Origin of the sequence: Asticcacaulis sp. (genome assembly GCF_020217185.1) — a bacterium.
Lineage (GTDB): Bacteria > Pseudomonadota > Alphaproteobacteria > Caulobacterales > Caulobacteraceae > Asticcacaulis.
On sequence record NZ_JAIWNX010000244.1, the window covers coordinates 1 to 10,000 of the forward strand.

Sequence of the window (10,000 nt, forward strand, 5' to 3'; positions counted from 1 at the left end):
AAACCGGGGGCCGCTCTGGGCGAGGGCCTGTTGTGGTCGCGCCGCGACGGGTGCGTCTATTGGGTGGATATTCTGGGCAATCGCCTGCACGCCTTCTATCTGGCCGACGGGTCGGAAAAGACCTGGTACTTTCCGGATCATATCGGCTGGGTGATTGAGCGCGAAAAGGGCGGGTTCATCGCCGGACTGATGAGCGGGTTCCACGAACTGTCCCTTGAGCCCTTTATCCTCAAACACATCGCCAACCCCTTCCCGCATGAGCCAGGCAACCGTCTGAACGATGCCAAGGCCGACGATCAGGGCCGCATCTGGGCAGGCTCGATGCACAAGCCGCAGGAAAAGAAGTCCGGCGCCCTGTATCGCCTGAATACCGACCTCAGCCATATCGAGGTGGACGGGCCTTATCAGGTGGCCAATGGCCCGACATTCTCACCGGACCATTCCAAAATCTATCACACGGACTCAGGCGAAAACGACGTCTTCGTCTTCGACATCGTGGATGGCGAAGCGCTCAACAAGCGCCTGTTTGTGCACTTCCCCGACGAGTGGGGTTCGCCCGACGGCATGACCACCGACGCACAGGGCGGCATCTGGATCGCCCACTGGGGCGGCGGCAAGGTCAGCCGCTTTACGCCGGACGGCGCGCTCGATTTTTCGATCGCCCTGCCTGCCAAACAGATCACCAATATCTGCTTTGCCGGTGCGGCGCTGGACCGCGTCTTCGTCACCTCCGCCGCCGTCGATCAGCCCGATGATCGTGAAGCGGGGACTTTGTTTGAAATCCCAAGTGAACTGTTGCGGGGTCATACCGGCCTTGAACCGCAAAAGTTCAAGGGGTAGGAACACCCAGCCGCCACCTCCCTTCGCCACGCAGGGGAGGAGATTTCAGGAAAAGCCATGACCACACCTTCGCTGATCGCCGCCGACTGGGGCACCACCAATTTCCGCCTGTTCCTCTATGATGAGGCCGGTCAGGTCATCGCCCGTCACGCCGCCAATATCGGCCTGAAAAACCTCGGCGTGCTGAGCTTTGAACAGGCGCTCCTCAGCGTGCTGAAAGGCGATTTCGCCGGTCTGGAGCACCTGCCCTTCTTGCTGTCCGGCATGGTGGGGTCGCGTCAGGGCTGGGTCGAAGCCCCCTACGCCGCCTGCCCGGCCAGCCTGCAAACCCTCGCCGACGGCCTCGTCAAGGCCCCGTCCGATCTGGACGTCGCCATCGTCCCCGGCCTGTTCGCCGAAAGCCCCGGCACGGGCCTGCTCAACGTCATGCGCGGCGAAGAAACCCAGATTTTCGGCATCCTTCAGTCCGATCCGTCTGATGGCTTCTTCGTCCTTCCCGGCACCCACTCCAAGTGGGCGCTGGTGCGCGGCGGCAAGATCGAATCCTTCTCGACCCACATGACCGGCGAAATGTTCCAGGTGCTGAAGGCCCATTCGATCCTTGGCCTTTTGATGGAAAACAGCACCGACAACGAAGAGGTGTTTCTCAAAGGCGTTGAACGCGGCATGTATAACCGCGCCTTCCTTTCGGTGATCTTCTCGGTACGCACCGAAGCCCTGTTCAATCATATCGCTCCGGAGCATCTGGCGACCTATTTGTCGGGCATACTGATCGGCGCGGAAATCGTCGCTGAACTGGAACGCCACGGCAAGAGCCCGGTGCGTCTGGTCGGCGACGGCGCGCTGGTCGATCTTTATGAAAAAGCGCTGGCCTTCGCCGGCTTTACCGATGTGACCCGCTTCGACGGCAATGCCGCCTCTGAATCGGGCCTTTGGGCGATTCACAAGCTCCGGAGTTCCAAATGACCCTTACCCAACGCTGGCAGGACACGCTGGCCACCCTGCCGCTGGTCGCCATCCTGCGCGGCCTCGGCCCCGATGAAGCGCTGGACGTCGGCGACGCCCTGATCAGCGCCGGCTTCAAGGTGGTCGAGGTGCCGCTCAACTCGCCGCAGCCGTTCGTTTCTATCGAAAAGCTGGCGGCTCATCTGGGCGACAAGGCCATTGTCGGCGCGGGTACGGTGCTTAAGCTGGATGACGTGCAAAAGCTGCACGATGTCGGCGGGCAGATCTGCATTTCGCCAAACACAAACCCGGAAGTCATCAGCTTTGCCAAGGCGCTGGGGCTGATCTCCTTCCCGGCCTTCTTCACCCCGACCGAAGCCTTTGCGGCCATCGACGCCGGGGCTGACGCGCTCAAGCTGTTTCCCGCCGAACTGGCCGGGCCCAAGGGCCTCAAAGCCGTCAAGGCCGTCCTGCCGCGCACCTTGCCCGTCTTCCCGGTCGGTGGCGTTGAGCCCGGCAATATGAAGGAATTCGTGGCCGCTGGTGCCGCCGGCTTCGGCATCGGCTCCAGCGTCTATAAGCCCGGCGACACGCCGGAAATCGTCCACGCCAAGGCCACTGCCTTTGTGGACGCCTGGAACGCGCTGAAGGCGTAATTGCTCAACCCTCTCCTCTAAAGGAGAGGGTTTTTTCATGCGGCGTCGAAGGTCTGACGCGCCTCGGCAATGCGCGGGTGGTTGTCCACTGCCCACGCCACCAGCGCCCTGAGGGCAGGCATCAGCGACTCACCCAGCGGCGTCAGGCGATATTCGACGCTGGGCGGCACGGTGGCGAAGACGTGGCGGCTGATATAGCCGTCGCGTTGCAGGTCACGCAGGGTTTGGGTCAGCATCCTTTGTGAAATATCCGGCACGGCGCGCTTCAGTTCGCCAAAGCGGTGCGGCTTGGTCGAGAGCACCAGCAGCATCAGGCTCGACCACTTGCCACCGATATGATCCATCACATCGCGCACCGGGCAGTTCGACATATCGAACCCGGCATTGAGCACGGCTTCGGCAATCGTCGGCTCTTCCACACTCACGATTCTGAGGGGTTGCGCAGCCGAGTCCAAAAACCGGTTCCCACTTTTGGGGCTGCGCGCCAATGGTTCCCTCTTCATCCCTATCTCCCGAAATAGTGCCGTCTTTACAGGGGCACAAAACTTCCTATTTTGCACATGATCTCGTTTTGAGACTAATGCGAAATATATAGAGAAAGGGACGCAACATGTCCACCATACTCGTCACGGGCGCTTCAGGCCAACTGGGTCAGCTTGTGCTGAAAGCGCTGGAGAACAGCCCGCACACCGTCATCGCCGCCTCGCGCGATCCGTCGAAACTGAACACGTCTTTTGCCACCCGTACCGCCGATTTTGACCAGCCCGACACCCTCGTTGAGGCCTTCACAGGCGTGGACCGCGTGCTGATCATCTCCACCGACGCCCTCGCCGTGCCGGGTCAGCGCCTGAAACAGCACACGGCCGCCATCGAAGCCGCCAAAGCCGCGGGCGTGCAGCACCTCGTCTATACCTCGCTGCCCAACGCCGAACCCGGCAACAAGATCAGCTTCGCCCCCGACCACTACGGCACCGAACAGGCGATCAAGGCCTCCGGCATCGCCCATACGATCCTGCGCAACAACTGGTACATCGAAAACCTGATGATGAGCCTGCCGCACGCGCTGGACAGCGGTCAGTTCTATACCTCCGCCCCCGAAGGCCGCGTGGCCTATGTGGCGCGAGAAGACGCGGCCCGCGCCGCCGCCGCCGCCCTCAGTGACGCCCCCGGCGGTACCTTTACCGTCACCGGCCCCGAAGCCCTGACCTATGGCGACGTCGTGGCCCTCGCTAATGACATCACCGGCAGGTCGGTGAACCTGATCCCGCTCACCGATGATCAATTCGGCGGCGGCCTGAAGGCGGCGGGCCTGCCTGACTTCGTGGCCGATATGCTGACCTCGGCCGAGGCCGCCATCCGCGCCGGGCAGCTCGACGGGGTGACGGATACGGTGCAAACCCTAACCGGTCAGGCTCCGAAGACGGTGCGTGAGGTGCTGACGACGCTCCTCAAAGGGTGATCACTCAACGGCGGCGGAGTAGCCTCCGCCGTCCGTCCCGTCTATAAACGCCCCCATGCTGATTCAACCCGTTCAAAGCGCTGACCTGAGCGATCTGTCCAGACTGGGGCGCGAGACCTTTACCCACACCTTCGGCCACCTCTATCCCGCCGAAGACCTCGCGGCCTATCTCGACACAGCCTACGCGCCGCAGGTACTGGGCGAGGAGACGCAAGGGAAGGATCAGTTCTGGCGACTGGTGCGCGATAACCGGGGCCACGCTATCGCCTATATTCAGGCCGGTCCCGTCGGCCTGCCTCACCCCGAAGCCGATCCGCAAACGCAAGGGGAGATCAAGCGTCTCTACGTCCATCACGAGGCGCAGGGCTCAGGCCTTGGCAAGCGGTTGCTGGAGCTGGGGCTGGCCTTTCTCAAGGCGCGCTATGGCGATGCGCCGCAATGGATCGGCGTATGGAGCGAAAACTACCGCGCCCAGACACTCTATGAAGGCTATGGGTTTAGACGCGTCGGCGATTACGGTTTCAAGGTGGGAGGCACCACCGACCTTGAGTTCATCCTGCGTCGATAAGGTGGTTGCGCAGCGCCTGTAGCAGGACCGCAGCGTAGCCCTCTTTTTCCAGCGCCAGCAGGGCGTCAACCGGCGTCAGCCACTCGGTGTCGTGGTCCATCTCGACCTTGGTTTCAGGCCGCTCCGCCACGATGTCGGCCAGATAGATGCGCGCATGGTTGGCGTAAGGCTTGCCATCCGTATTGATGAAATACTGCAAGACTTCACCCACAAAGGCCCCGACCGCGACCTCAAACCCCGCCTCTTCGCGGCATTCGCGGACCACCGCCTCTTGCGGTGTTTCGTCGCCTTCAATGCCACCGCCAGGCAGGTCCAGCTTGCCGTCCTGCCGCATCAGGGCCAGACGCCCGTCACGCACGATCAGCGCATAGGCGGCGCTGCGGGCCAGATAGGTCAGGCCAGCCACCTTCGTCCCGTAGGCATTGAGCGCGGGCAGCGGCATTACTTGTCGTCTTCGCCGCGCAGGGCCTTCCACGCATCGCCGCGACCGGCCACCACGTCTTCATAGGTCACCGCCGGGTAGCCAAAGCCCATGGTCTTGGACTCGCGCCACGCATCGAGCAGCACATCGCGCAGGTCCGAAGCCCCCTGCCCCAGACGCCCGACCATGAAGCCCTTGCCGCGCGCATCGCCGTCATTGAAACCACCGGCCTTATAAAGCTCATACAGTGGCGTCACGTATTTCCAGTTGCGCTCCAGCTTGGCATCGAAGCAGCGCTCGGCCGCAAGGGTGCAGGGATCGCTGGCCGACATGGCGGCGCGCACGTCTTCATTATTGATATTGGCGCTGACGAAGGCGCTTTCCAGCGGACCGTGGATCGGCTCCAGCGTGAAGTTCTGCGGATTGGGATATTCCTTGCCCCAGCCGTTATAATGGATCGACAGGTGCAGGGGCTGGGACGAGTCGCCGACATAGTGCGACAGGATACCGATATCGCGCAGCGTCAGGGCCTCACGGCGGCGGATCGCCTCTTTCAGCCACGCCTTGCGCTTGGGGTCGCTTTCGTGCGCCTCCATATAGGTCATGCCGCGCCAGTAGGCGAAATCCTTGACCACCTGCTGCCAGGCATCGACCAGCGCATAGTTGAGATAGCCCGACTTCCACGGCATGACGTTCTTCGAGCGCAGCAAGGCGTCGAAGTCCGAACGCGACTGCGGCACCTCCTGAAGACGCACGCCCGCCAGAGTCTTGCCTTCGTCATCCAGGTCGATGAAGTGCGCGGAATCGCGCTCGAAATCGTGCACCTTGCCCGCGCCTTTCCAGGCGTCGGGTTCGTTGGAATAGAAGCCGATATCGCCGACACCCTGAGCGCTGCGCACAAACTCCGGCATATAGGCCGGGAGCGCGCGCGCCGCCTCTTCGCCGACGATGCGGTGGCCGGTCGGGCCCCAGGCAAGGGCGGAACTGGCCGAAAGCAGGGCCACGCCGGTGATCAGCAGCGAACGAAGGGTCTTACGCATGTGGCGCACCTTTGAGGACGGGTCATTTACCCTGTTCGCATAGCCGATTTGCCCCGCCAATGCTAGTATCGTGAATTTGAAGCTCGCTTCATTCTGATATCGAGAGCCGGGCGAACTTCAAATTCAAAAAACGATACTAGATACAATAATTTGCTAGTGTCCTGTTGAATCTGAAATTCACCAGTGGACGATATCAAGCACATGTGAATTTCAGATTCAGGACACTAGCATCGCTTAGCCGACCAGCGTTATCCCTCCGGCGCCAGCGTGACCTCAAGGCCATTGAGATCGTCGCGCATCAGGATCTGGCACGACAGGCGCGAATTGCGCTTCACGAGGAAGGCTTCGTCCAGCTTTTCCTCTTCCTCATCCGACTTTTCGATCAGTTTGGGCAGCCAGTCCGCGCCGACATAGACGTGGCAGGTGGCGCATTCCAGCGCGCCGCCGCATTCGGCCTTGATCGGCAGGCCGTTGTCACGGATGATCTCCATAATGCGCCAACCCTCGATCGCCGGCAGGGTGTGCTGCACGCCGTCGCGGTCCGTGCACAGGATATGGAGTTCATCGCTCATTGTGGGGGCCTTTCAGGGTTTTGTGGCGCATTTAGCGGCCACGACCTGCCCCGACAAGCGATTTCAGCTCTTGAGACGGTTTAGCTCCAGTCCATGCAGATAGGCCGCCACATCCATCAGGGCGGCATCGAGCGCATCGCGGACCTTTTCCAGACGTCCCTGCGCCCCGCCCTCATCCCCTCGCTCTGCCGCTTCGGCGGCCGCCGACAGGGCATTGGCCCCGATCCCGGCCGCTGCCCCTTTCAGCGTATGGGCGGCGTCGCGCCAGCCGGGATGGCCGACATCGAGCAGCGGCGCCCACAGGTCGGCCTGCTGCTGAAACAAACGCAGCACCTCCTCGATCACCGTCGCATCGTTCAGTGTGTAGGCCTCAAGGTGGGCGAAATCGACCGCGCCGGACAGGTCCCGAAACGCCATGACATCCTCTGTGTATGCTGGAATGCACGGCATAGTGAGACGCTTTGCGACGGCTGACAAGCCATCAGAACGGCGAATTTACAGGAGAACCGGCACAGAAAAAGGCTCCGGTCTCTCTCCCCGGAGCCTTCATACCCCAACGGTCAGAAAGGCTGTGCCCGCCGCCCGATGCGATAAGGGCAGACTAGGCCGAAGCGTATAAAGGGGCGATAGGGAGACGCTGGCAAAAGCACGAAGGCCCCGTAGAGAGACCAGGGCCTTCGGGCCGCAGTGTGACCGTTGCAGGTGGATCTGGATCAACGACCTTTTGCGGCCCTCTCAGGATACGCCCGCGCGCATAAACATTCGATACGCAGGGGATTTGGCTTATACCAAGAGTCATTGAAAATGACCCTTGGTATTCCTTTCGAGACTGTCTCATGTCGCTGATACATATGAGACAGTCTCGTGTCTTCAACGGCCGGATGCGGTCAGCATCTTCGGCCGTTGGTATTAAGCTGTGGGAAAATCTTGACCGTCCTGCATCCATCCACCCCAGCGGCGAACATTAAGAGACAAGGCAGGATGTCGATGCCAACATTCACGCCCTGCCCTGCCTTACCCTGCGGGCCTTCGCCTCAGGGGTATCAACGCAACCGGAGACTACGGATGGACACCCTTTTTGCGCAATACTGGTGGCTGCTTTTCCCCTTTTTTGGCATGGGTATGGGTATTTACGCCATGTACATGAACCACAAGTCCCGACAGGACCGCATCGGCCTGATCCGTCAGTACCTCGAACAGGGCAAGGAGCCACCGGCGGCCCTGCTCGAAGGCTTAAACGGTGACGATGGCATGGATAAAACGGGCCAGAACGCCAATAGCGGTCTGGTGTCCATGGTCTGCATCTTCTCGGCCTTCGCCCTGGCCTTTGGCTATGTCGGCTGGAAGCAGGGCAGCGACGTCTATTTCGCGCTGGGGCTGGGCTTTGCCCCTGCCGCTCTCGTGTCGCTCATCATTCTGATCGCCAAGCTGATGCGGAAAGACTAGGCGTGAACCCGACCCGCAACGCCCAGGCACGCGACGGATCAGAGGCGGCCTTCGCATCTCTGGTAGCCGCGCACCAGCAGGCGGTGCGGCAGTTTCTGCGACGGCTGGCCGCCAATCCTGCCGACGCCGATGATCTGGCGCAGGAGGCCTTCGTCACCGCCTGGGAGCAGATCGACCGCCTGAAGCCCGGCGTGTCGTTTCGCACCTTTGTCTGCGGCATCGCGTGGAAAAAGGCGCAGAATGACCGCCGCCGGGTCCGACGTGCCGAAAGCCGCGACGGGGCGTGGCTGTCGCTGCGTAGCGAAGCGGAAACGCCCACGCACGAAACACGCCTGAGCCTCGACAAAGCCATGCAGTCCCTGCCGCTCGATATGCGGGCGGTCATTTCGCTGTGCGTAGCCGAAGACTACAGCCACGCCGAAGCCGCCCGGATTCTGGGGCTTCCCCTTGGCACAGTAAAATCGCATAGTCAGCGTGGGCGTGCCCGACTGTGTGAACTTCTGGGAGTAGAGCCATGAGCGATCCATTGCGTCTGATGTTCGCCCCCACGAACGTACCCGCCCGCGATATGGCCTTCGAACTGCGCGTTCTCGAAGCCGTCGAGCGCCGCCGTTTCCGCAAACAGATGGCCCTCTATCTGATGGTCGCTATGGCCATACTTGGGGGCAGCGTTTTCCTGACGCCGCTGCTGGGGTCTGTACTGACCTTGCCGGCCCTGCCTGTCTTTTTGTCGGTCATCGGCGTACTGCCGGGCCTGTTCATTGCCGGACGGCAGATTTTGTCTTCGTCAAAGTTAAGGCGGCCGACATAGAGCCAGCCCGCCATGTCAGACGCCCGCCTAAGGGGACTAAATATCTGGATTTTTAGCCCTTGCCGGGCGCGCCTGCCCACCTTGGCCACCGCCTCAATAGCAGCTTGAGCGGCTTTAGTAGAGATGGTTTCGCTGACCTTGCCGTGTGCCCCAAAGACAGGAAAAGAGCTGCCGGAAATCTCCGGCAGCCCTTTGTGGTTTCAGCCTGCGTGAGGATCAGTCCGCCGCGTGGACCTGTCCGTTGGCCATCGCCTTGCGGCTCAGCCAGATCAGCGGGATCAGGCACACGATGATGATGGACGAGATGCGGAAGATATCGACCGTGGCCAGCAGATAGGCCTGCTGACTGACTTGCCGCGTGATGGCGGCGACGGCCTGCGCCTGAGACAGGCCCATCTGCATCATCTGGTACACGACCTGATCGACGCCACCGCCCCCACCGGAATTGCCGCCGCCCGAACCGCCCGCCATCGCACCTGAGATATTGTTCAGGGCGTGGGTTTCGTAATTGTCCCACAAGGTGGTGGTCAGCGAGGCCGCGAACGAGCCTGCCGTGATGCGGGCAAAGTTCGACAGCCCCGACGCAGCCGGCATCTGATGCGGGGCAACATCACGGAACGACACGGTGATCATCGAGGTGAAGAAGGCGCTCATCGCCGCCCCCATCACGAACATCGGCAGGATCAGGTGGCCGAAGTCGATATCCGGCGAATAGAGCGAGCGCATATAGAAGGACAGGGCAAACAGCAGCAGCGAGATGGTCGCCATGATGCGCGCGTCGATGCGGTTGGAAATCTTGGCCACAAACGGCGTCAGGAAGACGGCCACCACCCCCGACGGCGCGGCCGCCAGACCGGCCCAGGTCGCTACATAGCCCATATTGGTTTGCAGCCACAGTGGCATCAGCAGATTGTTGCCGAAGAAGACCGCATAGGCGGCGCACAGCGCGATAACGCCAAACGCGAAGTTGCGGCTTTTGAACAGCGACAGATCGACCACCGGGTTCTTTTCGTTCAGTTCCCAAATCAGCCAGGCCACAAACCCGATCAGGGCCAGCAGCGACAGGATGACGATATGAGCCGAATTGAACCAGTCGGCGTCCTTACCGGTATCGAGCACCAGTTGCAGCGTCCCGACCCAGAAGACCAGAAGCGAGAAGGACACCATGTTCAGCTTGCGCGCTACGGTCGGGGTTTCGCGGTTGTGCATGAAGCGCCAGCATATCCACGTACAGGCAATCCC

General features: G+C 61.4%; 14 protein-coding genes. 8 read left to right on the top strand and 6 right to left on the bottom strand.

Annotation, left to right across the window (positions count from 1 at the left end; translation table 11 throughout):
• The 3 genes from LDL37_RS12090 to LDL37_RS12100 all read left to right on the top strand — a co-directional run.
• A partial coding sequence (locus tag LDL37_RS12090; RefSeq protein ID WP_290798572.1) for an SMP-30/gluconolactonase/LRE family protein occupies positions 1-840 on the top strand: 840 nt, incomplete at its 5' end.
• Between the two features lie 57 nt (positions 841-897).
• Entirely contained in the window at positions 898-1,806 is a 909-nt protein-coding gene (locus LDL37_RS12095) for a 2-dehydro-3-deoxygalactonokinase (protein ID WP_290798574.1), read from the top strand.
• Complete coding sequence (locus tag LDL37_RS12100) at positions 1,803-2,441, top strand: 2-dehydro-3-deoxy-6-phosphogalactonate aldolase (RefSeq protein WP_290798577.1); 639 nt, start codon at positions 1,803-1,805, stop codon at positions 2,439-2,441. The genes LDL37_RS12095 and LDL37_RS12100 overlap by 4 nt, the downstream gene beginning before the upstream one ends.
• A gap of 35 nt (positions 2,442-2,476) precedes the next feature.
• On the opposite strand, the gene LDL37_RS12105 is transcribed toward LDL37_RS12100, so the two are convergent.
• Complete coding sequence (locus tag LDL37_RS12105; protein ID WP_290798579.1) at positions 2,477-2,860, bottom strand: helix-turn-helix domain-containing protein; 384 nt, start codon at positions 2,858-2,860, stop codon at positions 2,477-2,479.
• Positions 2,861-3,051: 191 nt separating this feature from the next.
• Here LDL37_RS12105 and LDL37_RS12110 point away from each other — a divergent pair, with 191 nt between their 5' ends.
• Both LDL37_RS12110 and LDL37_RS12115 read left to right on the top strand, forming a co-directional pair.
• Positions 3,052-3,900, top strand: a complete 849-nt coding sequence (locus LDL37_RS12110) for an SDR family oxidoreductase (RefSeq protein WP_290798582.1) — start codon at positions 3,052-3,054, stop codon at positions 3,898-3,900.
• Positions 3,901-3,955: 55 nt separating this feature from the next.
• A complete protein-coding gene (locus LDL37_RS12115) occupies positions 3,956-4,468 on the top strand; it encodes an N-acetyltransferase (RefSeq protein ID WP_290798615.1) in 513 nt (170 codons plus the stop codon).
• Here the strand turns inward: LDL37_RS12115 and LDL37_RS12120 are convergent.
• From LDL37_RS12120 to LDL37_RS12135, 4 genes are all read right to left on the bottom strand, one after another.
• Complete coding sequence (locus tag LDL37_RS12120; protein WP_290798618.1) at positions 4,452-4,910, bottom strand: NUDIX domain-containing protein; 459 nt, start codon at positions 4,908-4,910, stop codon at positions 4,452-4,454. The genes LDL37_RS12115 and LDL37_RS12120 overlap by 17 nt on opposite strands.
• On the bottom strand, positions 4,910-5,929 hold the full coding sequence (locus tag LDL37_RS12125) for a hypothetical protein (protein WP_290798621.1): 1,020 nt from the start codon (positions 5,927-5,929) through the stop codon (positions 4,910-4,912). Before LDL37_RS12125 ends, LDL37_RS12120 begins: the two co-directional genes overlap by 1 nt.
• A gap of 248 nt (positions 5,930-6,177) precedes the next feature.
• Positions 6,178-6,501, bottom strand: coding sequence for a 2Fe-2S iron-sulfur cluster-binding protein (locus tag LDL37_RS12130; protein ID WP_290798624.1), 324 nt, complete (start codon positions 6,499-6,501; stop codon positions 6,178-6,180).
• A 63-nt stretch (positions 6,502-6,564) separates the two neighbouring features.
• Complete coding sequence (locus LDL37_RS12135; RefSeq protein WP_290798627.1) at positions 6,565-6,918, bottom strand: Hpt domain-containing protein; 354 nt, start codon at positions 6,916-6,918, stop codon at positions 6,565-6,567.
• Positions 6,919-7,566: 648 nt separating this feature from the next.
• Between LDL37_RS12135 and LDL37_RS12140 the strand changes: the two genes are divergently transcribed.
• The 3 genes from LDL37_RS12140 to LDL37_RS12150 are packed head-to-tail and all read left to right on the top strand — an operon-like array spanning position 7,567 to position 8,758.
• On the top strand, positions 7,567-7,947 hold the full coding sequence (locus tag LDL37_RS12140) for a hypothetical protein (protein ID WP_290798630.1): 381 nt from the start codon (positions 7,567-7,569) through the stop codon (positions 7,945-7,947).
• A gap of 2 nt (positions 7,948-7,949) precedes the next feature.
• Complete coding sequence (locus tag LDL37_RS12145) at positions 7,950-8,465, top strand: RNA polymerase sigma factor (protein WP_290798633.1); 516 nt, start codon at positions 7,950-7,952, stop codon at positions 8,463-8,465.
• Complete coding sequence (locus LDL37_RS12150; RefSeq protein WP_290798636.1) at positions 8,462-8,758, top strand: hypothetical protein; 297 nt, start codon at positions 8,462-8,464, stop codon at positions 8,756-8,758. Before LDL37_RS12145 ends, LDL37_RS12150 begins: the two co-directional genes overlap by 4 nt.
• A 216-nt stretch (positions 8,759-8,974) precedes the next feature.
• Here LDL37_RS12150 and LDL37_RS12155 read toward each other — a convergent pair.
• Positions 8,975-10,000 (bottom strand): MFS transporter (locus LDL37_RS12155; protein WP_290798639.1); only part of this gene is annotated, 1,026 nt, incomplete at its 5' end.

What these genes read in the sequence shown, in the direction of transcription:
- LDL37_RS12120 (WP_290798618.1), bottom strand. Translation starts at nt 4,910, where the DNA reads ATGCCGCTGCCCGCGCTCAATGCCTACGGGACGAAGGTGGCTGGCCTG.
- LDL37_RS12110 (WP_290798582.1), top strand. Translation starts at nt 3,052, where the DNA reads ATGTCCACCATACTCGTCACGGGCGCTTCAGGCCAACTGGGTCAGCTT.
- LDL37_RS12140 (WP_290798630.1), top strand. Translation starts at nt 7,567, where the DNA reads ATGGACACCCTTTTTGCGCAATACTGGTGGCTGCTTTTCCCCTTTTTT.
- LDL37_RS12115 (WP_290798615.1), top strand. Translation starts at nt 3,956, where the DNA reads ATGCTGATTCAACCCGTTCAAAGCGCTGACCTGAGCGATCTGTCCAGA.
- LDL37_RS12150 (WP_290798636.1), top strand. Translation starts at nt 8,462, where the DNA reads ATGAGCGATCCATTGCGTCTGATGTTCGCCCCCACGAACGTACCCGCC.
- LDL37_RS12135 (WP_290798627.1), bottom strand. Translation starts at nt 6,918, where the DNA reads ATGGCGTTTCGGGACCTGTCCGGCGCGGTCGATTTCGCCCACCTTGAG.
- LDL37_RS12095 (WP_290798574.1), top strand. Translation starts at nt 898, where the DNA reads ATGACCACACCTTCGCTGATCGCCGCCGACTGGGGCACCACCAATTTC.
- LDL37_RS12125 (WP_290798621.1), bottom strand. Translation starts at nt 5,929, where the DNA reads ATGCGTAAGACCCTTCGTTCGCTGCTGATCACCGGCGTGGCCCTGCTT.
- LDL37_RS12130 (WP_290798624.1), bottom strand. Translation starts at nt 6,501, where the DNA reads ATGAGCGATGAACTCCATATCCTGTGCACGGACCGCGACGGCGTGCAG.
- LDL37_RS12100 (WP_290798577.1), top strand. Translation starts at nt 1,803, where the DNA reads ATGACCCTTACCCAACGCTGGCAGGACACGCTGGCCACCCTGCCGCTG.